The sequence below is a fragment of the Fodinicola feengrottensis genome, from assembly GCF_039530045.1.
GTDB classification, from domain to species: Bacteria; Actinomycetota; Actinomycetes; order Mycobacteriales; family HKI-0501; genus Fodinicola; species Fodinicola feengrottensis.
The window spans coordinates 227,485-252,090 of sequence record NZ_BAAANY010000038.1 but is presented as its reverse complement, the minus strand read 5'-3'; the positions used below and the strand labels follow the sequence as shown (position 1 = coordinate 252,090).

The 24,606-nt window shown below is 67.7% G+C and carries 21 protein-coding genes; 8 read left to right on the top strand and 13 right to left on the bottom strand.

Annotated elements, in window-relative coordinates; genetic code table 11:
* Positions 1-9 precede the first annotated feature (9 nt).
* The 5 genes from ABD301_RS36765 to ABD301_RS36745 all read right to left on the bottom strand — a co-directional run bounded on the left by ABD301_RS36765 (position 10) and on the right by ABD301_RS36745 (position 8,731).
* Positions 10-213 carry an MbtH family protein gene (locus ABD301_RS36765; RefSeq protein WP_163569657.1) on the bottom strand — a complete coding sequence of 68 codons (204 nt, stop codon included), beginning with the start codon at positions 211-213 and terminating at the stop codon, positions 10-12.
* A complete protein-coding gene (locus ABD301_RS36760; RefSeq protein WP_344314749.1) occupies positions 210-2,756 on the bottom strand; it encodes a non-ribosomal peptide synthetase in 2,547 nt (848 codons plus the stop codon). The genes ABD301_RS36765 and ABD301_RS36760 overlap by 4 nt, the downstream gene beginning before the upstream one ends.
* Positions 2,753-7,204, bottom strand: coding sequence for a non-ribosomal peptide synthetase family protein (locus ABD301_RS36755; RefSeq protein WP_344314748.1), 4,452 nt, complete (start codon positions 7,202-7,204; stop codon positions 2,753-2,755). Before ABD301_RS36755 ends, ABD301_RS36760 begins: the two co-directional genes overlap by 4 nt.
* 431 nt (positions 7,205-7,635) lie before the next feature.
* Positions 7,636-8,256 (bottom strand): TetR/AcrR family transcriptional regulator, encoded by a 621-nt coding sequence (locus ABD301_RS36750; protein ID WP_344314747.1) that lies wholly within the window; start codon positions 8,254-8,256, stop codon positions 7,636-7,638.
* Positions 8,257-8,314: 58 nt separating this feature from the next.
* Positions 8,315-8,731: a pyridoxamine 5'-phosphate oxidase family protein gene (locus tag ABD301_RS36745; protein WP_163569663.1), complete on the bottom strand. Its 417-nt coding sequence runs from the start codon at positions 8,729-8,731 to the stop codon at positions 8,315-8,317.
* A gap of 280 nt (positions 8,732-9,011) precedes the next feature.
* On the opposite strand from ABD301_RS36745, the gene pepN reads away from it, so the two are divergent.
* On the top strand, positions 9,012-11,564 hold the full coding sequence (gene pepN / locus ABD301_RS36740; RefSeq protein WP_344314746.1) for an aminopeptidase N: 2,553 nt from the start codon (positions 9,012-9,014) through the stop codon (positions 11,562-11,564).
* Here pepN and ABD301_RS36735 read toward each other — a convergent pair.
* From ABD301_RS36735 to ABD301_RS36720, 4 genes are all read right to left on the bottom strand, one after another.
* The gene (locus ABD301_RS36735) at positions 11,561-12,655 is read right to left on the bottom strand and encodes a MalY/PatB family protein (protein ID WP_163569664.1); all 1,095 of its coding nucleotides are present in this window, start codon (positions 12,653-12,655) and stop codon (positions 11,561-11,563) included. The two genes, pepN and ABD301_RS36735, sit on opposite strands and share 4 nt — an antisense overlap.
* The gene (locus ABD301_RS36730; protein WP_344314745.1) at positions 12,655-13,872 is read right to left on the bottom strand and encodes an MDR family MFS transporter; all 1,218 of its coding nucleotides are present in this window, start codon (positions 13,870-13,872) and stop codon (positions 12,655-12,657) included. The genes ABD301_RS36735 and ABD301_RS36730 overlap by 1 nt, the downstream gene beginning before the upstream one ends.
* Complete coding sequence (locus ABD301_RS36725; RefSeq protein ID WP_344314743.1) at positions 13,872-15,107, bottom strand: hypothetical protein; 1,236 nt, start codon at positions 15,105-15,107, stop codon at positions 13,872-13,874. Before ABD301_RS36725 ends, ABD301_RS36730 begins: the two co-directional genes overlap by 1 nt.
* Positions 15,108-15,511: 404 nt before the next feature.
* Entirely contained in the window at positions 15,512-16,087 is a 576-nt protein-coding gene (locus ABD301_RS36720; protein WP_163569666.1) for a dihydrofolate reductase family protein, read from the bottom strand.
* Between the two features lie 122 nt (positions 16,088-16,209).
* Between ABD301_RS36720 and ABD301_RS36715 the strand changes: the two genes are divergently transcribed.
* The 4 genes from ABD301_RS36715 (at position 16,210) to ABD301_RS36700 (ending at position 20,045) form a co-directional block, all read left to right on the top strand.
* A complete protein-coding gene (locus ABD301_RS36715) occupies positions 16,210-17,181 on the top strand; it encodes a sigma-70 family RNA polymerase sigma factor (RefSeq protein WP_344314742.1) in 972 nt (323 codons plus the stop codon).
* Positions 17,182-17,526: 345 nt separating this feature from the next.
* Complete coding sequence (locus tag ABD301_RS36710) at positions 17,527-17,940, top strand: sigma-70 RNA polymerase sigma factor region 4 domain-containing protein (protein ID WP_163569667.1); 414 nt, start codon at positions 17,527-17,529, stop codon at positions 17,938-17,940.
* Positions 17,937-19,316 (top strand): MFS transporter, encoded by a 1,380-nt coding sequence (locus tag ABD301_RS36705; RefSeq protein ID WP_344314741.1) that lies wholly within the window; start codon positions 17,937-17,939, stop codon positions 19,314-19,316. Before ABD301_RS36710 ends, ABD301_RS36705 begins: the two co-directional genes overlap by 4 nt.
* Positions 19,317-19,331: 15 nt before the next feature.
* A complete protein-coding gene (locus tag ABD301_RS36700; RefSeq protein ID WP_344314740.1) occupies positions 19,332-20,045 on the top strand; it encodes an SDR family NAD(P)-dependent oxidoreductase in 714 nt (237 codons plus the stop codon).
* A 7-nt stretch (positions 20,046-20,052) separates the two neighbouring features.
* On the opposite strand, the gene ABD301_RS36695 is transcribed toward ABD301_RS36700, so the two are convergent.
* Both ABD301_RS36695 and ABD301_RS36690 read right to left on the bottom strand, forming a co-directional pair.
* The gene (locus tag ABD301_RS36695; protein WP_163569669.1) at positions 20,053-20,598 is read right to left on the bottom strand and encodes a YciI family protein; all 546 of its coding nucleotides are present in this window, start codon (positions 20,596-20,598) and stop codon (positions 20,053-20,055) included.
* A 15-nt stretch (positions 20,599-20,613) separates the two neighbouring features.
* Entirely contained in the window at positions 20,614-21,180 is a 567-nt protein-coding gene (locus tag ABD301_RS36690; protein ID WP_344314739.1) for a TetR/AcrR family transcriptional regulator, read from the bottom strand.
* Positions 21,181-21,244: 64 nt separating this feature from the next.
* Between ABD301_RS36690 and ABD301_RS36685 the strand changes: the two genes are divergently transcribed.
* The gene (locus ABD301_RS36685; protein ID WP_163569670.1) at positions 21,245-21,736 is read left to right on the top strand and encodes an FBP domain-containing protein; all 492 of its coding nucleotides are present in this window, start codon (positions 21,245-21,247) and stop codon (positions 21,734-21,736) included.
* Entirely contained in the window at positions 21,733-22,872 is a 1,140-nt protein-coding gene (locus ABD301_RS36680; RefSeq protein WP_163569671.1) for a GDSL-type esterase/lipase family protein, read from the top strand. Before ABD301_RS36685 ends, ABD301_RS36680 begins: the two co-directional genes overlap by 4 nt.
* Positions 22,873-22,941: 69 nt before the next feature.
* Here ABD301_RS36680 and ABD301_RS36675 read toward each other — a convergent pair whose 3' ends face one another.
* Positions 22,942-23,184 (bottom strand): hypothetical protein, encoded by a 243-nt coding sequence (locus ABD301_RS36675; protein ID WP_344314738.1) that lies wholly within the window; start codon positions 23,182-23,184, stop codon positions 22,942-22,944.
* Complete coding sequence (locus ABD301_RS36670) at positions 23,181-24,062, bottom strand: CE1 family esterase (RefSeq protein ID WP_344314737.1); 882 nt, start codon at positions 24,060-24,062, stop codon at positions 23,181-23,183. The genes ABD301_RS36675 and ABD301_RS36670 overlap by 4 nt, the downstream gene beginning before the upstream one ends.
* A 54-nt stretch (positions 24,063-24,116) precedes the next feature.
* Here ABD301_RS36670 and ABD301_RS36665 point away from each other — a divergent pair, with 54 nt between their 5' ends.
* The gene (locus ABD301_RS36665; RefSeq protein WP_163569674.1) at positions 24,117-24,554 is read left to right on the top strand and encodes a MerR family transcriptional regulator; all 438 of its coding nucleotides are present in this window, start codon (positions 24,117-24,119) and stop codon (positions 24,552-24,554) included.
* Positions 24,555-24,606: the final 52 nt, after the last annotated feature.

Here is a 24,606-nt window from a genome sequence, read left to right as displayed (position 1 = left end):
GCGGTGCTGTCACCTCTCCATTCGCTGGCGCAGGCTGAGCGGACGCAGGTCCGTCCACACCTCGCGGATGTGGTCCAGGCACTGCTCACGCGGCCCACTGGTGCCGGTCCGGCGCCAGCCGGCCGGCGGCTCCCGGTCGTCGCGCCAGATCGAGTACTGGTCCTCGTCGTTCACCACCACGGCCCAGCTGACCGCGCTTTCTTGGTCACTCATCTTGGTTGTCCTTTCGCTAACAGACCGGAAAGGAGTGCGTCCACGTCTCGCTCGGACAGTGCGCTCACCGGGTCGGGTCGGGCGGACCGGTCGATCTTGCCGGTGGCCGTACGCGGCAGCTCCGGACCGACCTCAAAACGACTCGGCACCATGTATGCGGGTAGCCGCTCCTTGACGTACTCGACCAGGTCTTCCGGCGGCCGACTGGCGTCACGTGGGACCACGTACGCGACCAGTTCGGTGTCGCCACCGCGGGGGCGACCGATGACCGCGGCCGTACCGACCTCCGGGTGGCCGTGCAGGATCGCCTCGATCTCCGCCGGCTCAACCCGGAAGCCGCGCACCTTGAGCTGGTTGTCGAGGCGGCCAGCGAAGGTGATTTCACCGTCCTCGCCGCGAAAGCCGAGGTCGCCGGTGAGATAGAGGCGGTCGCCCGGGGAGCCGTACGGGTCCGGCACGAACCGCTCGGCGGTCAGCGCGGGCCGGCCCAGATAGCCACGGGCGATTCCTTCGCCAGCAACGCAGATCTGTCCCACCGCGCCCAGCGGCACCGCCAGCAGGTGCTCGTCGAGCAGGTGCACTCGTACGTTCTGGATCGGCTTCCCGATCGGCACACTGGCGCCGGTCTCGTCGCCGCGACAGCTGTGCGCGGTGCTCCACACGGTGCCCTCGGTCGGACCGTAATCGTTGCACAGCAAGGCGTTTGGCAGGGTCCGGCGGTGCTCGGCGGCGACTTCCGGCGGCATCGCCTCGCCGCCGATCGCGGCATCTCGCAGGGTCGCCAACGGCTCCGGGCCGGCGGTCAACACCAGCGCGTAAAAGGACGCCATGCCGGTCACGTGGGTGACTCGCTCTTCGCGTATGAGCAGCGCGAACAGCCGCGGGTCACGAGCCTCGTCGTCGGACGGCAGGACAAGCCGTCCGCCGCGGCACAGGCTCCAGTAAATCGCCGCCGCCGACGCGTCGAATGACAGCGGCACGGGCGGTGCGTACGCGCCGGGTGAGAACCGGCCGTCGGCCCACCGCGCCGCTGTGGAGTGCACGATCTGGCGGTGCGGCACCAACACGCCTTTGGGCTCGCCGGTCGAGCCGGATGTGTAGATGACGTACGCGAGATTGTCCGGGAGTGCAAGGTTTTCCAGCCGTCGCTCGGGAAAATCGGCCGATACAGCGGTGCCGTCGACCGCTCCGGGCACTCGACTGGTGAGGTCGTGAGGCGCCACTACGAGATCCAGGCCGGCGGTCATCAGGCGCAGCCGTGGGGCTGGCTGGTCGGGATCCAGTGGGACGTACGCGCCACCGGCCTTCAGCACCGCGAGCATCGCCACCACGGTCTGGATCCGGCGGGCAGCAAGAATGCCGACCATCCGCTCCGGGCCGACACCGGCCGCCCGTAGGTAATGCGCCAACCGATTCGCCGACCGGTCCAGATCCCGGTAGCTCAGGTGCTCGCCGCCGGCGGTCACCGCGATCGCTTTCGGGGTCCGCTCGACCTGCTCCTCGATCAGCTGGTGCAGGCACTTGTCACGCGGGTACGGGGCGTCCGTCGCGTTCGCCTCGGCCAGCACGCGGCGCTCGTGCGCTGTCAGGACCGGCAACTCGGAGAGCCTGGTATCGGGGTCGGCCGCCACCACCTGCGCCAGCCGATCCAGCAGTCGGCTGCCACCCTGGAACGTGGTGCTGTCGGCCCAGAGCGTGACCTCGCCGTTTGTCGCTCGTACGGCCGGCTCGTCGATCGTCCATCGGAGCGAGCCGTGGGTGATGTGGGCAGCCTTTGGCGGGCCGGCCGCGAACCGTACGGCCAGGTGCGGGCCATCCGTCAAGTGCTGAACAGCCTCTGTGGGTACGGGGGCGTGCTTCTTGGCTTCCTGCCAGGCCGCTTGGGCTCGCTCGGCGATGACCGCAAGTGTGGGATCGCCGAGCAGGCACACGCGTACCGGTAGGTCGACCGGCTCGGGCCCCGGCTGCTGGTCCGTCGGCGGGATACCGATCGTGATGTCCCGGCTCCCGGTCAGGCGGGCGACGAGGGCGTACCAGCCGGCGAGCGCCACCTTCGGATCCACCGAGTGGGAAGCCCGACCTGGCCGCTGAGCTGTCTCAACGACCAGATCGGGGACTGTGGCGCCGCGAAGCCGCACTCCCCACCACGCCCCGCTGTCCGAGCTCGGCCGCGGTGTCGGCGGGGCGCCAGCGAGGCGTACGTCGGCGCGTACGCCGCTGTCGACCGCATACTGGCCGGCGATCTCCAAGACCAACGCGCGCAGTCCGGCCGTACCGAGCACCGACGGGTCCGCGGTGACCACCAGGGTGTGTCGGTCGTCTGAGTGTCGGAGCAGTACAAAGCGCGGCACTTCGGTCGTACGGGCGAGGGCGGTCTCGGTGGCGGCAACGGTCTGTTCGGGCGGCCCATCGGTCAGGTCGACCGCTGCCCAGGTCTGTCCACTGTGGACATGATTGCGACGGCGGCGCAGGCAGCCACTCACCGACCGGCGGAGCAGGCCCGGCTCCAGCGGCCCGTCGATCCCAGCGGTGACCGCACTCACCGCCGGCCACCGCGCTGCGGTTCCGGGAGGAATCCCTTCTCCAGCAGGAAATTCATGCAGTTGTGCAGGAATTTCTCGTCAATGGGCGGACACGAGATGCCCTTGCCGGCAATCGCCTGGTGCAGATTCCGGCATTCGCTCGCCGGGTCCAACGCCAGATGCGCCGCGAACTCCATGGGCAGCCCGGCATCACCGCCGGTGTAAAGGAAAAGCACCGGCAGCAGCGGATAGATCGGATGCGACGGATCGACCCGCATCGCCCGATCGGTGGCCTCCTGGAACGGCACCACATCGAAGTCGTAGCCGAAGGACCGAATCCACTCGTACGTCTCGTTGGTAGGCAGGGCTTCGGTGTTCCAGATGTGGAAGATCCGGCCGATCGAATCCGGCCGCAGCGAGGCCGCGATCAGCGCCGCGCTGGCGAAGTCCACCGTCACCGAGTTCAGGATTTCGGTGTAGACCGGCAGGATCTTCAGGTCCAGGAAGCCGCGCAACGCGGTCAGGATGTAGTCGGTCTCGTGACAGGCGCCGGTCTCGGTGTGGCCCATCATGATAGAGGGCCGGAAAATCGTGGTCGGCAGGCCGCGTTCCCTCGCCGTCACCACCATCTTCTCCGCGATCCACTTGCTTTGCGGATAACTGAACGGAACCCGTGGCGGCAGCGGCGGCAGGTCGATCTCCAGGAACGGCCGCGGAATGTACGACCCAACCAGCACGTCGATCGTCGACACGTGGTGGACGAGCTTCGCGCGGGTCCGGCAGGCGAGTCGCAGCACCTCGACAGTGCCGTTGACATTCGGCGCTTTCAGGACCGTGTACGGATAGACGAAGTTGACCAGGGCGCCGTTGTGGTAGATCACGTCGAGAATGCGGCCCAGCCGGTCGAACTCGTCCTCACTTGTCCCCAGCAGCGGTTTCGCCAGGTCGCCGACCACCGCGTGAACTCGCTCGTCCCAGCGCTCGTCCCAGTCCACCTTGAACTTGGCAGCGGTCTCCCGGAGCCGCTCCTGCGCGGACACCGGGTCGTCGGCGCGTACGAGACAATGCACATGCGCGTGGGTCTGCAGAAGCAGTTGCTCCACCAGGAAAATCCCGAGGTAACCAGTGGCGCCGGTGACCAGCACCTGGTCCGGGTCGGCGATGTTCGCCATCGGCAGCCCGGCCGGGGTGATCTCCGGATCCAGCCGTGACTCGGCCACCAGCAGCTGCGGGTCACGTTTGGCCAGCAGGCCCTGGTAACCCTCCTTGCGATAGACCTCGATCGTGGTCGCCACCCCCGCGACGGTGGGTGTGGTGAACAGCGAATGCAGCGGCAGATCCACGCCGTACGCCTTGGAAAGCCGCGAGCCGACCCGCGCGATCAACAGCGAGTTTCCACCGTTGGCGAAGAAATCCTGATGCCGGCCGACCCGCTCGATGCCCAGCGCCTCGGCGAACGCCAGCGCCACCTCGCGCTCGATCTTGGTACGCGGCTCCTGGTAGCCGACGCCACGGTCCAAGTCCGGCGCGGGATCGGGCAATGCGGCTCGGTCGACCTTGCCGCGGTCGGTCATCGGCAAGGTGTCGAGCAGAACGTATTGCTGCGGCAGCATGTACGACGGCAACCGGTCGCGTACGAACGACTCCAGGCCAGCGCGATCGAGCGTGCGGCCGGTACGCGGCGCCAGATAGGCGATCAGTTGAGCGGCGTCGCCGTGCTGGCGTACGACGACCGCAGTCGCCGCGACCGCCGAATGCTCGCCGAGCACGTTCTCGATCTCGGCCAGCTCGACCCGAAAGCCCCGCACCTTGACCTGCGAGTCGGCCCGGCCGAGGAACTCCAGCTCCCCGTCCGGACGCCATCTGGCCAGGTCACCGGTGCGATACATGCGCCCGCCCGGCACATATGGGTCGGGTACGAACCGCTCGGCGGTCAGCTCGGGACGATTCAGGTAGCCGCGTACGACCTGCTCACCGGCGAGGCACAACTCCCCCGGCACGCCGATCGGCGCGAGCCCGAACGCCTCGTCCAGGACATGCACACGTACGCCCCGGACGGGTTTGCCGATCGGCACGGTCATGCCAGCATCGGCCGCCTCGCAGCGGTGGACCGTGCTCCAGACAGTGCCCTCGGTTGGCCCGTATTCGTTGAAAAGTGGGGTGTTTGGCGCAAGTTCATAGTGCCGCGCGACGAGTGCCGGCGGCAACGCCTCGCCGGCCAGGATGACGCAGCGCAGGTCCGCCACGCAGTCCGGCTGGGTCTCCAACAGCACGCCGTACTGCGAAGGAACGCCGTCGAAATGGGCGCCCTTTTCCTCGCGTAGCAAGGCGGCCAGCAACCGCGGGTCGCGTACTTCGTCCTCGCTCGGCAGCACCAACCGGCCGCCGTTGGTCAGCGTCCAGTAGAGGCCGGCGCCGGACGCGTCGAAGCTCAACGGCGCGAGCATCACGTACGCCCAGATGGGCTCCGGGAAGACGCCGGTGCGATTTTCGGTGGCGTTGATGATCGCGTGATGCGGGACCAGCACACCCTTCGGCCGACCGGACGAGCCGGACGTATAAATCGCGTAGGCGGTATTTTGGTTGTCCGTCAACGGTTCCGGGTTGGTGTCCGGCTCGTCGCCGGCGCCGATGGTCTCCTCGACCACGACTTTCCAGTCGCCCTCAGACAACTGGGCCGACCGGCCGGGCGTGATCACCACGGCCGCGACCGCCGCGTCCTCGCAGACATAACGCACTCGCTCGGCGGGGTATTCGGGGTCCAGCGGGACGTACCCGGCGCCGGACTTGAGCACTCCGAGCAGCGCGATCACCGATTCGGGCCGGCGGTCCGCGGTCACCGCGACCAGCCGCTCCGGGCCGACGCCAAGGCCGCGCAGCCGGTGCGCCAGGCGGTTCGCGCGGCGGTTCATCTCGGCGTACGTGACGCGTAGGCCGCCGCCGCGCAAGGCGATCGCGTCGGGCGTACGAGCGACCTGTTCCTCGATCAGTTCGTGCAGGCCGCGGTGGGTGTCGGTGGTGGTGGCGGTCTGTTCCCACGCGGTGATCTGCGCGCGCTCGGTCTCGCCGGCCAACGGCAGCGCGCCCAACCGAGTGCCGGCGTCACCGACAACGTGCCGGAGCAGCACCAGAAGATGATCGAGCATCCGCTCGGCGGTGGCGTCGTCGTACAGGTCGCCGGCGAACTCCAGCACCAGCGAGGCACCCTGTGGCGTCTCGCGCAGGCGCAACGTGAGGTCGAAGGGTGCGAGGCCGGTCGGGATGTCGGCGGGTTGCCAGCCGACGCCACCGGAACGCTGTTCGCCTTCGACTTCCTCGGCGGCGAAACGTACCTGGAAAAGCGGGGAATGGGCCACGTCCTGGCGATGCGGGACGTCCTCGACCAACCGCTCGAACGGCACCGCGCCATGCGCTCGGGAATCGTTGACCGACGACGAGACTCCGGCGAGCAGGTCACCGAAAGTGGGGTCGCCGCGCAACACGCAGCGCACCGGCCAGGTCTGCTGGCAGGGACCGACCATCGACTCCCATTCGGCCCGCTGCCGGCCATCGGTCAGCCAGCCGATCGCGAAGTCGCGCTGGCCGGAGTAGCGCGCGAGCAGCGCTGCCCAGCCGGCCAGCACAATGTCCGGCACCGGCTGGCCGAGCGCGATGACCTGCGACTTCAGGCCCTCCCAGGTCGCCGCAGGTACCGGCATCGCGACCCGGGAACCACGCAGGCCCTGCGCCTTCACGGTCGGCCGAGAGCGGTCGGTGGGCAGCGTCAGCACCGGCACCTCGGCCAGCCGGCCACGCCACCACTCCAGCTGCCGCGCACCCTCCTCGGAGGTGAGCCAGGTGCGCTGCCAGGTCGCGAAGTCCGCGAACACCGGCGCCGGCCTACTGTCCGGCACCCCGCCGTCCTGCGCGAGCGTCCCGTACGCGCGGCGGATCTCGTCCACCAGCAGCTGCCCGGACCGGTCGTCGGCGACCAACTGGTGGGCGACGAGCACCAGCACGTGCAGCCGTGGAGAGCAACGAACCAGGGTGAGCCGTACCAGCGGCGGCGAGGCCGCGTCGAACGGCCGCGCCGCTTCCTCGGCGACCACCTGCCGCAACTGTTCCAGCTGCCGGCCGGCCGCCACGTCACTCAGGTCCACTGTGGACAGTGGTACCCAGCCGGCGATCGAGGCGTGTACGCGTACCGGCCGGCCCTCGACTTCCACGAATCCGACCGAAAGATCGCTCCGCCGCCGGACGACCGCGGCGCAGGCCTGCTGCAACAGTGCGCTGTCGACGACCCCGGACAGCTCGGTCGTCGTCACCACATGGGTCGCGACCTCCGGCGCCATCTGCCGCAGCACCCAATATCGGCGCTGCGCAACGGAAAGCTGGTCAGCGTCCTTGGCCGCCTCAGCCTTGAGCAGCTGGGCGAGCAATTCCCGTTTGGCTTCGAGAGACATCTGATGGACAGCGTCGGGCTCATGCATCGGCGTCGGTCCTCCCGATCCACCACTCCCCGCCTGGGGAGAAGAATGGCTCCGATTTGGTGGGCGCTGATGACGCTAGGCGCCGCGACCGGCCGCGCGCGGGGTGTCAAAACGGACGACGCTACCCGCGTCTGCTTTCCGGCCTCCGGCAACGAGTTTACCGCTCCCGGGACTTTCCGCGTTCTATTCCACGAATGTCGTGAAACAACGCGCACAAAGCAGATCGTCCCCGTTTGCGCGGTGACTGCCCCGAAGGAGCTCTTTGGGGCGTTCAGCCTGGATCCGCCGATCCGCCTTTGTCGTTACGTTTGCAGTGCCGGCGGCCGCGCTTTTGTCAGCAACATGCTCTCGCCAATAACGGGCGGCGTGCTAGCTTTCGCGCCAAATATTTCATTTCTTATCATTCTAGGCGGACCACGTAGATGCGCCCTTCACGTACCCGACTTCTCATCAGCGCCGGATCGGATTGCCCCGTAAAGAACCGTGTCCACGGTCGCCCGCAGCAGATCGGCCGCGGTGCAGTCGAGTTCGCGCGGCAGCTGCGAGTTCAACAGCCGCTCGACCGCGCCGCGGATGATCTCACCCAACAGCTCGGGCCGCGCCGACAGGAGTCCCCGCCGGTGCCCGGCCTGGAACAAGTCGTCCAGCCGCTGGTAGACCACCGCGTCAATGCGCTGCTCCACATGCCGGCGCAGCGCGGCATCGCCGCGTCCGGTCGCCAGCTGCGCCGCGCCGATCCGCTCGAGCTCGCCGCCCGCGGCCATCAGGAACTGCCGCACCTGGTCACCGAACGGCTGGCCTTCGGACTCCGCGGCCGCCGCGAGTAGCGCGCGTTCGACGGCTCCGAACTGCCGATCCAGGACGGCGGTCAGCAGGCTGTGCTTGTCTGGGAAGTGACGGTAAATCGTCTTCTTGCTCATCCCCAGCTCATGGGCGAGATCGTCCATGCTCACCCGGCCGGCCCCGGGTGCGAGGAACAGCCGGCCGGCCGCGTTCACGATCAGGTCGATGCGACCCTCGCCAGAAACTGCGGAAACTGTCTGGGTTTCCATAGTTTCCATAGTCGCGCGCCGGACCGCGGTCGTCAAGGTCGCCGCAAGCCCGGATCAGCTAGAAAGTGGTTTCGGCAAAACCGAAGGTGTCGGGGCGGAAGTCGCAGTGCCGCAGCCAGGCCGGGCGCACTCGTACGTACGCGATGTCGGGGTCCTTGGCGCGGTCCCGGCCGTCCGGATACTGCTCGAAGTAGAACGGCTGGCAGCGCTCCAGTTCCGCGCCGGTGATGATGTCGGCGGTGCCCTCCAACTGGACGGTGACCTCGTCCTCCCACCCGATCACCAACGCGACCTTCGGTTGCCGCCCTATGTTCGCGAACTTGCGGGAGCCTGCCGAGGTGTCGAAGACGATCTCGCCGCGGTCGGTCGCCGCCACCCCGACCAGCGCGGCCTGTGGCGTGCCGTCCGGGCCCTGGCTGGCGACCACCGCGAGACCCCGTTCGCGTACGAACGCGATCAACTCATTGCTGTCCATCCGACATTCCTCCCGGATCCGGTTGACACTGCATGCTGGCACGGACCGGCCAGAGCTGCGAGACGTCCAACCCCCCGAATCGGGATCCACCTCCAAGGCACTTCGCCCCTTGTTAGCCATACAGGTACTGGCCAGTGTTCAGACGTCAGCATGAATGTGCCCCCTGCGTTTACCGGCGATGCGCCTACAAACCGGCTGTTAGAGGCGAATACGGTCATTGAGTGCCGCGGTTCTCCCGCGACGGGGGTGGGAAGACGGCGGCGCGGAGAGGGGCAGGGACGTGGCTGGGAATCTGACCAGGGTGCAGGCTCGGCGGCGCGCCACACTGATCGCGGTCGAGTCGTACGCGGTCGAGCTGGACCTGAGCGGCGACGACCAGACGTTCACCTCGACCACCGTCGCCCGTTTCGGCTGCACGGCACCGGGCAGCGCGGTTTTCATCGACCTGGCAGCGAGCGCGGTGCGCTCCATCGACCTGAATGGCCGGCCGGTCCCGCTGTCCGCCTGGTCCGGCGGCCATATTCGGCTCGGCGCGCTGGCGGCCCACAACACCCTCCGGGTGGTCGCCGACTGCGCGTACTCCCGCACCGCCGAGGGCATGCACCGCTTCACCGATCCTGCCGACGGCTCGGTGTACGTCTACACCCACTTCCAGCCGGCCGAGGCGCACCGGGTGTACGCGTGTTTCGACCAGCCAGACCTGAAGGCGACGTTCGAGCTGGGTGTCGTGGTGCCGGCCGACTGGCAGGTGGTCGCGAACACCCAGCCCGACTCGGTCGGCAAGGCCCGGCTGGCCAGCGGCACCGGCGCCACCCGCTGGCACTTTCCCGCCACGCCACCGCTGCCGACCTACGCCACCTCGGTCGCCGCCGGCCGGTTCCACTCGGTCAGCGGATCCTGGCAGCGGGTGCCGCTCAGCCTCTACTGCCGCCGGTCGCTGGCCGCGTACCTCGATGCCGACGAGCTGCTCGAGGTGACCTGGAACGGCTTCGACTTCTACCAGCGGCTTTTCGGGATGCCCTACCCGTTCGGCAAGTACGACCTGGTGTTCGTCCCGGAGTTCAACCACGCCGGCATGGAGAACGCGGCCTGTGTGACGCTGACCGAGAACATGCTCTTCCGGTCGCGGGTCACCGACGTGCGACACGAGCGGCGGGCGTCGTTGCTGCTGCACGAGCTGGCACACATGTGGTTCGGCAATATGGTCACGATGACCTGGTGGGACGACCTGTGGCTGAACGAGTCCTTCGCGACGTACGCCAGCACCCTCTGCCAGGCCGAGGCGACCCGGTGGCCAGGCGCCTGGACGACCTTCTCGCAGCTCTTCAAGACCTCCGCCTACCACCAGGACCAGCTGACCCGTACGCACCCCATCGTGGCCGACTTGCCGGACGTGGCGACCGCCGAAGTCAGCTTCGACGGCATCACTTACTACAAGGGCGCGTCGGTGTTGAAGCAGCTCGTGGCGTACGTCGGCCGAGAAGCGTTCACGGCCGGCCTGCAGCGGTACTTCCAGCGCCACCAGTGGTCCACCGCGACCCTCGCCGACCTGTTGGCGGCCGTCGAGGCGACCTCCGGCCGCGACCTTGGCTGCTGGTCGAAGGAATGGCTGCAGACCGCCGGCGTGAACACGCTGCGGCCGGACTACCGGCTCGCCGGCGACGGGACCATCGACGGTTTCGCGGTCACCCAGAGCGCACCCGAGGCCCATCCGCTGCTGCGTCCACACCGGATCGCCGTCGGCCTCTACGACCGCGAAGGCACCACCCTGACCCGCCGGCAGCGGCTGGAAGTCGACGTGGCCGGTGATCGTACGAGCATCCCGGCCCTGGACGGCTGCCGGCGGCCGGATCTCGTGCTGGTCAACGACGACGACCTCACGTACGCGAAGATCCGGTTCGACGACCGGTCGCTGGCCACCGTGCTGGCCGGCGCGGCGCACGCGGCGAACACCTTGCCTGCTGGCGTGTGCTGGACCGCGATGTGGGACATGTGTCGCGACGGTGAACTGCCGGCCCGCGACTACGTACGACTGGTCGCCGGCACGCTCGACGCGATCGACGACCCCGGCATGTTGGAGACGCTGCTGCTGCAGACGGTCGCGGTGGCCCGTGACTACGCCGCGCCGTCGTGGCGGCTCACCGGGCTGCGGCAGCTCGCGGACGCCTTGCACCGGATGTTGGTGCTCGCGCCGGCCGGCTCGGACCGCCAGCTGTTCTGCGTACAAATGCTGGCGGGGCTGGCCACCTCCGACGAGCATTTGACCCTCTTGCGGGAGCTGTTGGAGGGTGCCACGCGGCTACCGGGCCTGCGGGTCGACACCGAACTGCGCTGGCTGTTGCTGCGCCGGCTGATCAGCCGCGGTGCCAGCGACGAGTCGACTATCGGAGAGCACCTGCGCCGCGACCGTACGGCCGCGGGACTGCGGCACGCGGCCACCTGCCGGGCCGCGATCCCGACCGCGGCCGCCAAGGCGACCACCTGGCGGCTGCTGATGGCCGCCGACGGCCAGCAGCCGCCCACCAGCGCGGCGATGGTCGGCGCCTCGCTGACCGGATTCGCCGACCTCGACCAGGCCGACCTGCTCGAACCGTACGCACAACGCTATTTCGACGTGATCGTGGCGATCTGGCGCGACTGGCCGGCCGGTCTCGCCCGCCGGTTCGCCACCGCCGGCTACCCCACCCCGGTGATCAGCGAACAAACCGTCGCGATGACCGACGAATGCCTCAGCCGCGACCGCCCGCCACCGGCCCTCAGCACCATCCTGCTGGAGCGCCGCGACGACCAACTGCGCGCGCTTCGGGCCCGTTCCCGCGACTCTCGCGCCTAGCGCTCGACGGCGCGTACGAGCCGGCTGGAGATCTCAGCGACGAGGTCCGGCGACGTGCCGAAGTTGAGTCGGGCGAAGCCGCGGCCGGAAGGGCCGAAGCCGAGCCCGGACGACAGGCGTACGCGTGCGTGTTCCAGAAAGAACTGGGCCGGTTCGCTCGGCAGCTGGAGCGCACGGCAGTCCAGCCAGGCGAGATAGCCGGCGTCCGGTGGCGAACAGTCGATGCCAGCGGATCCCAGCTCAGCCACCAAAAAGTCCCGGTTGCGCTGGAGTACCTCGAGCACCGCCGAGAGCCACCCATCACCCGACCGCCAGGCGGCCAGGGTGGCGAGTACGGCCGGAGTGCTGACGTCACCGAGCAGGTTCGGCGGCAGCCGCGCCAGCCCGGCGCGTACGGAGGCGGAACCGACATGGCCGACCGCGCAGCGCAGCCCCGCCAGATTGAACGCTTTGGTCGCCGAGGTCAGCGTGACCGTACGATCTGGCGCGAGCGACCCGAAAGGCACGAAACGGGCCGGCGGGAAGGTCAGGTCGGCGTGGATCTCATCGGCGATGACCAGCAGGTCGTACGTCTCGGCCACCTCAGCGACCGCCGCCAGCTCCTCGACCCGCATGCATCGGCCGCTGGGATTGTGCGGGTTGACCAGCACCAACGCGCGGACTCGCTGCCGCGCGACCGTCTCGGCCAACGACTCCCAGTCGGCCAAGGGCACGAGCCTGCGCCGCAGATCTTCGACACTCGCCAGCACCGGCGGGTAAGCGGGGGCGAGGACGGCAACCGCGTCGCCTTCGCTCGTACCCACCTGCAGAACAGCCTGAAGGCCCTGGATCAGATCGGTGAACTCCCGGACGTACGATTCGTCAACGGTCCAGTCGTGCCGTACCCGCATGCGCTCGGCGAAGGCCGAACGCAAGGGCGACGCGTCGTCCAGCAGCCACGGCGGATAGCCCAGATCGCCATCCTGGACGTACCGAATCAGCGCCTCACGCACCACTGCCGGCGCCGCGAAGTCCATGTCCGCCAGCCAGGCCGCGATCACATCCGGCTCGCAACTCGCCCACTTCACGCCCGTACGCGCACTGAGTTCCATCAGCCGCGCCTGCGCACGGCCGGCCCCAGCAACAACTGGCCGGCGGCCGCCGCCGCGCACACCGCCGCGCAGGTCAGCCAGAGCACCGGGACACCCAGGCTGAGCAGCCACGACCCGCCGATCGGCGCGACCAGCCAGGCGACCGAGTACGCGAGCCCGAACATGCCGCTGTAGCGGCCACGCAGGTGTGGCGGCGCGAGCGCGGTGATCACCGCGAGCGCGGTGCCGGCCGACAGGATCTCCCCCATCGTCCAGACCGCGACCGCCAGCGCGTACTGCCAGGCCGTGTGCGCGACCGTGTTCAGCCCAAACCCGAGTCCCAGCACCACCGCGCTCGCGGCCAGGCCGTAGCTGTGGTCCCAGCGAGCAACCCACGCACCGACCACCGGCTGGAGCGCGATGATCAGGACGCCGTTCAGCGCGATCACGATGCCGTACACACTGGCTGGCAGGCCGTTCAGCCGCATCGCCAGTGGGAAAGTCGTGAACGACTGCATATACACCAGCGCTTGCGCGAAAATCAGCCCAACAAAAGCCAGCGCCAACCAGTCTTTCGAGATCACCCGGAAAGCTCCGGCGACTCGTACGCCCGGTTCGGGCCGCTTTCGCGTCTCCGGCACGGCCCGCCACACCAGCACCCCGAAGAGCACCGAAGTGACCGCGTCGAGCCAAAAAAGCAGAGTGAACCCGGCCCGGGTAAGCAGCCCGCCGAGAATCATCGCGAGTGAGAATCCGAGGTTCACCGCCCAGAAACTCACGCCGTACGCGCGAGCCCGATCCTGCGGCGGCACCAGGTCGGCGATCATCGCCGTCGAAGCCGGCCGGTACATGTCTAGGGTCAGGCCGAAAAGGAAGGTCAGCACCACCAGCAGCACCGGCGATCCAGTGGATCCAAGCAACAGCAACACCACCGCGTTGGCGACGGTCGAGAAGACCACCGTCGGCCGCCGTCCGACCCGGTCGGCCATCGTCCCGCCGACCAGCTGAGCGCACACCATTCCGAGGCCGCATCCCGAAATCACCAGTCCGGTCGCGGTGACCGACAGGCCACGGACGCCGGTGAGGTAGTACGCCAGGAACGGCTGGACGACGAAACCGACGCGGTTGACGAGAATGCCGCCCCACAGCACCCAGCAGGCCCGCGGCAGGCCGCCGACCGTGCTTCGTACGAAGGCGACGAACCGCGTTTCGGTCGCCGTACCAGCCGCCCTGGTCATCACACCAGCTGCCGGTAATGCCCAAGGTCGAGCATCGGGTCCAGGTCGGCCGCGACGCTGAGGCATCGCTGCGCCGCGTCCGTGTCGCCGATTTCCCGGTAGCACTCAAAAGCCAGGAATGCGCCGGCCGCACCTCGACCGGACCCGCCCCTGCTGGCCGCCTCGAAATGCCGGGCGGCCTCGGCGGGCTGTTCCGCGCGAGCGAAAAGCAGACCAACGAAGAACCGGCTTTCGTAGAAGTACGGCTCGATCTCATCCAACTCGGCGATCTGGGCGGCTACCCCGGCAGGGTCGTGCCCGACCTGGTTCTTGATCGTACTTTCCAGCAAAGTACGATGATTCTCCAGCCACAGGTGGTGAAGGATGGGATTGTCACCGGCCTCTTTTCGAAGCTCCGCATCGGCCTGATAGGACGCCCGCAGCGCATTCGCCGTCTCCGCCGCGTCCTTCTTGCGGAAATGGTAGAGGGCCACACAACGGTGGAACTTGCTCTCCGCCAACTGCGCCAGCCAACGCGGATGTTCTTTGAGATCATCGAGTCCCGCATAGCCGAAGTCGATCCACGGCTTCGCCGGCTCCCACGCCCGGTGAATGCGCAACTCCTGGGTGATCACTCGTACGGTGGCACCGGTACGCAGCACGGCCTCGGTCGCGTTTTTGGTGAAAAACTGGGAAAGCTCGTCGTTCCACGGGTCCTTCGGATACCGCTGGTGCAGGACGCCGGCACGGGCGTACCGCAGGTGCTGGACGATCGGATCGGTGTCATCCGGATCCGGATCGGGCGTCTCCAGCACCGGAAGGTGGGTGGTGAGCGCGCCCAGCAGAACGGTCATTTGCAGGCGCCGCAACGGATCCGGGCCGTACAACCAGTCGCGCCAGACGGCTCGCAGCTTCGAGATCGGCTCACCGGTCTCCGGTGCGTCGGGCGCCAGGTGGTTCGGCGCACGGCACTGGCCAAGGATGAAGGGCCGCAGGCCCGCCGACGTCAGCAATGAGGTCCACGGCCGCGCGAGAATGTCGTTCCGGTCCGCGGTCATCGTGTGGTTCCAGGTCATCCACGCCGTTTTCACGATGACATGGGTCGTGTCGTCGACTCCCATGGTGATCCACGGCAGCCATCTTTTGCGCAGATCCTGGACATCCAGGACCGCTGGCGCACCGAATGCCACCCCGCCGGCTCGGCGCCGGTACGGAAGTTCCTGCCGATCGGCCTCCAGATGCTCGCTGGTAGGCATGTTTTCTCTCCTCGTCCGCGGAAAACGGTGCCGGCCACAGTGGAAGCCGCCGGCCGACGGCTCCCACCGCGAGCGGGTTACCTAGCTGCTGGCCCCCAACTCAAGGCGCAGCACCTGCCGGACCGGCGTACTTTCGGTCGACAGGAAGTAAAAAGGACCCGCCAGTGACTCACGTCGGGTAGGCGATGCACAGCAGGTATTCGAGCTCACGGGTCTCTTCCTTCATCCTTGCCACCTCCCCTCGCGTCCACGATCGCCGGGCCGCGGGCGGCTCGGCGATATTTCCAGCCGGGTGAGCGACGCGCGTAGCAGGACGAACGTAAGGCGCGTTTCGGCATCACTGCTGGGTAGCCGGCCGGACGACTGCCCAGAGTGACCTTTGCCGGAACCCGGAAAGGCAACACCTAGTACTTGACTGGTTGGTACGTCAGAAAGGCGAGGCTGTTACCTACGGTTCGAACGCTGGTCAACCGCAGCGGCTTCGAGTCGCTGGTTTCGCCGAAGAGCCGTTCGCCGGTGCCGAGCACGACCGGAAAGACCATCAGCCGCAGTTCGTCGACGAGGTCGTGCTCGAGCAGCGTACGTACGAGCGGGGTGCTGGCGTAGACGACGATCTCGCCGTCAACCTCTGTCTTCAGCTTTCGCACCTCGTCCACCACGTTGCCTCTAACGACCGTCGCGTTGCTCCACCGGGGATCTTGGATGGTGGCGGACACGACGTACTTGGGCAGGCTGTTCAGCCGATCCGCCCATTCGCCGCGGCGGGACAGCCACCGCGCGGCGAACCACGCGTCGCTTCGCCGTCCCAGGAGCAGGGCCGCCGCGCCGACGGCCTCGTCGAGTTCGACCTCGGCCCAGGCGTCACGGTCCCGCTCCGGCATCTGCCCGAACCAGCCGCCGCGGGCGAAGCCCTGGTCACCGGTCGGGTCCTCGACGACTCCGTCGAGGGACACGTTCTCGCTGACAACGATCTTTCCCATCGTGGATCTCCTTGGGTCGGCTACTGGTGATAGAGACACCGCGAAAGGCGGGAAAGGGCCGCCCCTTTCGCGTTCCCGCTGGTGTCCGTACAAGATGAGAGCCGACGGAAGGTGAACCGAAAGTGCCAGCTGGCGATGTGACGGCCCAGGCCCGCGAAAGTGCGGCGTTCCGGGAACTGACCGAGCCGTACCACCGGGAATTGCAGGTGCATTGCTACCGGATGCTCGGATCGTTCCAGGACGCCGAGGACGCCCTACAGGAAACACTGCTGGCCGCCTGGCAGGGCTTCGCCGGGTTCCAGGGGCGCGCCTCGTTGCGTACGTGGCTCTACCGGATCGCCACCAACCGGTGCCTGAACGCGCGCCGGACGGCCAGCCGGCGCCCCGCGAAGGCGTGGGACATACCGCAAGTGGACCCGCCCGAGCCGACCCGGCTGGGCGAGGTCGTCTGGCTGGAGCCCTTTCCGGACGCTCTGCTGGAAGATGCGCCGCTTGGTCCTGAAGCGCGCTACGAGCTGACCGAGGCTGTCTCACTGGCGTTCGTGACCGCCCTGCAGCTCCTGCCGCCTCGCCAGCTCGCCGTGCTCATCCTGCGCGATGTCCTCGGATTCCCTGCCGTCGAGGTGGCCGGCATGCTCGACGCCAGCGTGGAGTCGGTCAAAAGCGCCCTGAAACGGGCCCGCGCCAGCTTGCGGCACCAACGGCCACCGGCCGCCGCCGACCTGGCCGCGGCGGACGCGATCGTGGCGAAGTTCGTACGCGCATGGGAGGCGGCCGACGTCGAGGCGCTGGTCAGCTTGCTGACCGACGACGTGACCATGTCGATGCCGCCCATTCCGTTCGAATACCAGGGCCGGGACGCGGTCGCCCGGTTCAGCGCGAGCATCTTCCAGGCCGGGCGCAGGTTCCACCTCGTGCCAACCCGCGCCAACGGCCAACCTGCCTTCGGCGCGTACTTGCGCGCCCCCGATGGCACCATGCACGGAACGGGCCTTTACGTGGTCACCCTCGCCGGCGACCGGATCAGCGCCCTCACCCGATTCGAGAACAGCGCGCTCCGGTGGTTTGGGCTGCCGCGATCGCTTCCCAGCTAGGAAGCCTCACGACTGGCGACTTCGCCGATGCGGCCGGATCGCGGCGGCTCTAGCTTTATGCGTGCCAGCGACGATCGCGCTAAGGAGGTCCGCTCCGATGACGCCGCCAGCCTTCGCCGGCGCGTGACATCGCGGTGGCATCCCTTTGACAACCGGGTCTGGAAACATCCGTCGTCCAGGAACCACCGAGAAAGACTTTTTTGCTGCCCTAAAAGGGGATTTCCGCGACGACGACGGATATCGCCGCCCCGATCGGAACCACGCCCACCGGGCTCGGCGCACCAACCACCACGAAAGGCACGCTGAATGGGTCGCCTTTCTCAGCGTAGACAAGGCAGGGCTTCGATGAGCCCGCCCGGTGATTGGCTGGCCACCACCGGCTGGCGTGCGGAGGAGCCGCGCAAGGGGTTTGCCCGCTGGACCGCGCGCTGGTTCGGGCGTACGACAGCGGTGCCCAGCTCGCGTTTTCAGGACCACAGCGAGCCGTTTCCCGGTCATTGGCGACGTTTCCCGGACCCGTGGTCACCGGCCGAGCCGACGGATCCACGGGTTCGCGACGCGCTCGCCGCGGCTCTCGACCAGCTGCCGGCGACCTGGCGCACGATAATCGTCGCCCACGACGGACTCGGTCTCGACGCTACCGCCATCAGCCGGCGATCCGGCCTGTCCCCGCGGCAACAGCGAGCAATCCTGAACAAAGCGCGTGCAGTCGTACGAGATCACCTCGCGCGGGCGCTCATCGGGCCCGGCGACCAATGACCATCGCGCCGCGTACGCTCGCACGCCGGCTGGTCCCACTGCAGGTCGCGGTGGGCCTGCAGGGCCTCGCCCTGTGGGTGCCGGTCGAGAAGCTCTTCATGACCCAGATTGGCTTCACGCCAAGCACAGTCGCGCTCATGGCGGCCGCATACGCGGTCGTCGTCCCCGTGCTCGAAGTGCCTTCGGGTATCCTGGCCGACCGCTGGAGCCGGAACCAGATCATGGTCTGCGCCACCGTCGCGCTGATCGCCAGCACCCTGCTGGGCGGCCTGAGCACCAACGTGCCGACGTATATCGCGGCGGCGATGATTCTCGGCATTTACTTCGCCCTCAGCTCGGGCACCCTGGACAGCGTCGTTTATGACGTGCTCATCGAGGAAACCGGCGACAGCGATCTGTACGCGACCTGGATCGGCCGGGTCCAGATGGTGCAAAGCGGCGCTTTCGTGGTGACCTCGCTCGCCGGCGGCCTGCTCGCCGGGCTGACCTCCGCCAGAGTCACGTATTTTGTTTCTCTCCCGTGCATCGCGCTCTCGATTGTCGCGTTCCTGCGGTTCGACGAGCCACAGCTGCATCGCGCCGCGGAGCCGCTCGCGCTGCGCAGCCATATCGCGCTGACCTACCGGACCATGATCCGAGAGCCGGGCATCGGGCAGGTCGTGCTGCTGGCCGCCCTGGTCGGGCTACTTTCCCAGTCGGTGTTCGAATTCGGACCGCTATGGCTGGTGGCGCTGGCCGCGCCGGCCGTCCTGTTCGGCCCGTACTGGGCGGCCTTGGTCTCCACCCTGGGCGTGGGCGGCCTTCTCACCAGCAAGCTGAACCTCGGCCATCCCTTGTCGGTCGGCGTGCTCGCGGTTGCCGCACCGGCCGCCGCGATCGCACTCACCCTGACGCGGTCACTGGTCGCGGTGATCGCCACTCAGGCGGTGCTCGCCTTGCTGCTCGCCATCATCAGCATCCGCGCCGGAAAGTTGTTGCATGACGGGGTGCCCTCGGCGGTACGAGCCGGCGTCTCGTCCGGGGTTGGCACCCTGTCGTGGCTGTTGTTCCTGCCGTTCTCGCTGGTATTCGGCTGGTACGCGCGCACCCACGGTGTGCCGTCGGCCGGCTGGTTCCTGACCGGCGCCGCGGTGCTGATCGGACTGCTGCTGATTACGTCCGTACGGCGGCCATCCGTCGCCGAACAACCGGCGGATTGCGCCTGCGAGCAGTTCGTCGAGCTGGTCACCGACTTCCTCGACAGCGTGCTGCCACCCGATCTCAAGGAGAGCTTCCAGACCCACCTCGCCGACTGTGTCGGCTGCCAGGACTACCTCGGCCAGATTCGCGACACCATCCGCGCCCTCAAACAAGCCGATCTCCATCTCGCTCCCTGACGAAAGGCTTTCCTTATGTTGCTCGAAAACAAGACCGCGATCGTCTACGGCGCGGCCGGGCCCGTGGGTACCGCGGTGGCTTGCGCTTACGCCCGCGAAGGCGCCGAGGTCCACCTCGTCGGTCGCACCGGGGCGACCCTGGTGACGCTGGCACAGCAGATTCGCGAGGAGGGCGGCACGGCGTACGTCGCCCCTCTCGACGTCCTCGACCGGGCCGCCGTCGAAGAACACGCGGCGGCCGTCGCCGACAGCGGCGGCATCGATATCTGCTTCAACGCCACCCCCAATGACGACGTTCAAGGCATCCCGCTGCTCGACCTCGCCTACCAGGATTTTCTGCGCCCTGTCAGCAAAGCCATCACCGCGCATTTCACCATCGGCACCGCGGTCGGCCGGCACATGACAAGACGCGGCAGCGGCGTCATCCTCGTGATGGCCGGCGGCCGTGAGGCCATCGCCAACCTCGGCGGTTCGCACGTCGCCTGGGCCGCACTGGCCGGGCTCTGCCGACAACTCGCCGCCGAGTTCGGACCCGCTGGCGTACGAGTCACCTGGCTGCTCTCACCCGGCTCCGACCAGTCGGGCGAACCGGACACCGCCGGGCTGCTGCCCCGCCATCAGCCCACTTACGCCGAAGTCGGCACCGTTGCCGCCTTCGTCGCGTCCGACTGGGCCCGCACCATCACCGCCAGCGAAATCAACCTCACCGGCGGAGCCGTTATCGACTGACCACTGTCTACTCGCGGCCGCCGAACTGCCAGTTGTGGACCTCGATGGCGGCATACCGGTCCTCGGACAGGACGGCGCGGGCGGTGTCCGGGTCCGGCGCCCGGAGCAACACCACGGTCCCGAGCCAGCCGGTGCCATCGTCGGACAGGAGCGGACCGTACGCGATCAGCTCGTCATTGTCCGGTGGCTCCAGATCGGCACCTTCGCCAGTCCCGAGACCAATAACCAGGTAGCGGTTGCCGCCCTCGCGGCCGCCAGCGAAGTCCCACATCGTCCGGCCAAGCTTGTTCCGCCACCGCCGGATGAGCACGTCCCGGTAGGCGCCGGCCTGATAATTGGGCTCGTCAAAGGCAAACGCGCGGGCGGTGGCCACATCCGGCAAATCCACAATGTGGATACTGCCGGTGGGTGTGTCCAGATCCTCGCCGAGAGTCGGCCCGCGAGCGATCATCCCCTTCGCGTAACCGTCCATGTAAGACCAGTGCGCTTCGATCAACTCTTCACGCAACGGCATCGAGCCCGGCCGATCGCGGTGATAAAAGACAAATTCCATAGCCCTATTATCCCCTCAGGAAGGCCAGCTCCGGAGGGCGGCATCGAGTACGTTCAGAATTCTGTCCCAGGAAACGTCCGCGCCGCGCGGATGGTGGTGGAATCCGCCGGATTTCTCCAGACTCACATAACCGTGGAATGCACTGCCCAGCAGCCGTACGGCGTCGGTTTCAGCGGGTTCGCCGAGGCGGTAGTCGCGCAGGACCGCCCGAGCGAAAGCCGAATGCCGACGAGCGGCGGGGCCGGCGGCCGTCTCCGGATCCAGCTCGATCTGCATCGCCGCGTACCTGCCAGGACAGGCCTTGGCATAGTCGCGGTACGCGTTCGCGAACGCGACCAACGCGTCCTTGCCGGCGCGGCCGGCGAGGGTGGCGGCGATCTTGTCGGCGAGCTCGTCGAGGGCGAGCGCCGCCAGCCGCTGCCGCAACTCCTGGAAGTTCCTGATGTGGGAGTAGAGGCTCGCGTCCTTAACGCCGAAGCCGCGGGCCAGCGCGGACACCGTCACGTTCTCGAAGCCGACCTCGTCGGCCAGCTCCGCGGCAGCCTGGGTGAGCCGCTCCGCGGTCAGGCCAGCTCGTGCCATGCGTCACCTTCCTAGAGGGCCTAATCATTTGCCTAGGGATCCTAGGCGAGTTAGTTTAGCTGACATGAGATCAGTGACCGAGAAGGAGATCCGCACCTCCTTCGTCAACTGCACCAAGGGCGAGGCGACTCGGCTCGCGGTGCCCCGCGATTTGGCCGAGCGGCCCTGGGACGACCTGGACTTTCTCGGCTGGCGAGATCCCGCCTCGACCGAGCGTGCCTACTTGGTGACCGAGTCCGGCGATGGCCTGGTCGGGGTGGCGTTGCGGGCCGCACGACCTACTGGCCAACGGCGGCAAAGCATGTGCTCCCTCTGCCTGACCTCGCATTCCGGCGGCGGGGTTTCGCTGATGACCGCCCGCAAAGCCGGCCGGAACGGGCAGCAGGGCAACTCCGTCGGGTCGTACGTGTGCAGCGACCTGGCCTGTTCGCTTTACCTGCGCGGCAAGAAGCCGGTCGGTCCCGGTGGCCGGCTGAACGAGTCGCTGTCGCTGGCCGAAAAGGTCGAGCGGACGATGTCGAACCTGACCGGATTCCTGGACCGGGTGACCGCATGATCACGACGCCGATCGAGGCCGGGATGCTGCGCGGTGCACTTGAGGTCGAGCGCACCGACGTTGGCCTGCTGCCGCATCGGCTGCCGACGGCGGCCCGGAGGCAGTTCCCGGATGGCTATCTCGCCCGGATGGAGGCCATGCCGTCCGGGGTTCGGCTGCCGTTTCGTACCGAGGCGACCGTCGTTGAGCTGGACGTACGCCCGACCAAGGCGATAGTCGAGGGCTTTCCGGCCGGACCGGACGGCGTTTACGACCTGCTCGTCGATGGTCGGCTGACCTCTCGTACGAGCGTGTCCGGCGGCAGTGTGCAGACCGTCGACATGACGACGTTCTCTCACGTCACCACGCCCGGACCCGCCGGCACCGCCCGGTTCGCGCCGTTGCCGGCGGGCATCAAAGACGTGGAGATCTGGCTTCCTCACAACGAGATCACCGAGGTCATCGCGCTGCGTACGAATGCGCCGGTGCTGGCCGCGGCTGATCGCGATCAGCGAGTGTGGCTCCATCACGGCAGCTCGATCAGCCACGGCTCGGGGGCCGACGGGCCGAGCGAGACCTGGCCGGCGTTGGCCGCCGCGAATGCCCACGTGGACCTGGTCAACCTCGGCTTCGGCGGCAACGCGATGCTCGATCCGTTCACCGCGCGGGCCCTGCGCGACACGGCCGCGGACCTGATCAGCGTCAAGATCGGCATCAATCTCACCAACGCGGACCTGATGCGCGTACGCGCCTTCGGCCCGGCTGTGCACGGATTTCTGGACACCGTCCGCGAGGGGCATCCCACCACGCCCCTGCTGGTTGTGTCGCCCCTCTTCTGCCCTATCCACGAGGACACACCGGGTCCTGGCGCGGCTGACATCAAGGACGGGCAGGTCCGTTTCCGGGCGACTGGCGACCCGTCGGACCCGAGCCGCCTGACGTTGAACATCATCCGCGCACAGCTTGACCGGGTCGCTGAGCAGCGCGAAGACGCGAACCTGCAGTTCCTGGACGGCCGCGAGCTGTACGGCGATGCGGATTATGCCGAGCTGCCCCTGCCTGACGAGCTTCACCCGAGCGTCGACGGCCATCGACGGATCGCTGAGCGTTTCACCAAACTGGCCTTCGACGGCCCTTTCGCGAGGGCCACTGGCTAGGATGCGCCGATGCGGGTTGTAGCGGTGATCGCGGTCGCCGCGATCGGCGGACTTTTCCTTTTCCGACCACTAAGCCGTCGACAACAGCAGGGCAACCCACAACGTGACAAAAATGACCGTGAGCCCGAAAATCGTCACGGGTCGAATTCTGCGCCCGTACGGGAAGAGGGCGACCCACCCGGCCAGTGCCGGAATGATCAGCAGATCCCACGGCCATCCCACCGCGAAAAACCCCGCAGCGGCGACTCCCGCGCTGAATCCGTCGGCGATCACCAGCCAGTATGGCACCCGGCGGCGCCTGTTTTTGTTCATCGGGCAGCAAAAAAATCGGCGATGATCCGAGAGGCGTCAAGCGACCCGGCGGCTGTCCACGGCAGGTTGGCCAGCGGCGCGCCGGGCCAGCTGTGCCCTCCACCGGGCACTACGATCGACCGCACCTGAGTTCCGGCGGAACAGGACCAGGTCATGTCCGTACCACCGGCGCGTACGACACCAGCTGGCGCGCACCCGTCGAGCCGCCGCCACTTTCCCACCACGTCAACGAAAGGAGCGAACCGGCCACCGCCCTTGATCGGCACCGCGGAGTCGGCCGTACCGTGGATGGCGAGCACTGACACCGAATGCGCGAGCGGACACTGGACGCCGTCGACATTTGCGTTCGCGTCGGCCATGTTTCCCTCCACGGCCGCGACCGCCGTGATCCGCGACGAAAGCTCACACGCCAGCCGGTAGGCCATCATCGCGCCACGGGAGCTGCCCATCACATACACCGCGTCAATTCCGTCAGTGGCACGAAAATGGTCGATGAGAGCGGAAATGAACGCCACGTCGTCGACCCCGGCACGGTGGCAGCACCCGAAAGGTTCCCAACCGCCGTCCACGCCGTCCGGATAGGCGACCACCCAGCCCAGCCGGTCGGCCTGCCGATCGAACCGGGTGAACGACTCCTCCAGAAATCCGTTCTCATGCGTGCCGTGCAGGTCCAGGACAAGGCTCGTACGCGCGGCGCGATGCGCTGGCTCGTACGTGCGATAGTCCCTGTCCCCCAGCGTCTCGACCCGTACGCGACCAGTCCATCCGGCGATCACCGAAGGGCCAGCGAAAACCGCGGCGGCACCGCCGGTGAAGGCCACGAGAGCAACGGCAAAGGCGATGACGACGCGCGCCACCGTCCCCGTCAGTTTTGTCATGTGGCCACCTTCAACCCTGTACCTCAGTACAGAGTCAAGGGCTAGCCTGGATCCATGCGTACCAGCGAGGTCGCCCAGTTGGCCGGCGTGAACCTGCAGACCGTGCGGTTCTACGAGCGGCGCGGCCTGCTGCCGGTGCCGCGGCGACTGCCGTCCGGCTATCGCGACTACGGCCCGGAGGCGGTCGATCTGGTGCGCTTCGTGAAATGGGCCCAGGGCCTCGGCTTCAGCCTCGCCGAAATCGACCAGCTCCTCGACGTGGCACTCGCCGGCGACCTCGACAGCTGCCAGGCCGGTTGGACGTTCGTACGCGAGAAGGTCGCCGACCTCGAGCGCAGAATCCAGGACCTGCGGGCCATGCGCGAATCACTGCTGGGTCTGCTGGAGATTTACTCACAACCACGGGAAAGCTGGCAGTGGCCCAGCGCCGGTTCAGCTGGCCGAGCCGACGACCTGGTACGAGCCATCCGATCCCGGATGGCCCACCGTTAGTGTCGCCGTCCGCTACCTCCACCGTTGTTGATCATGGGAAAATCCCGCACTT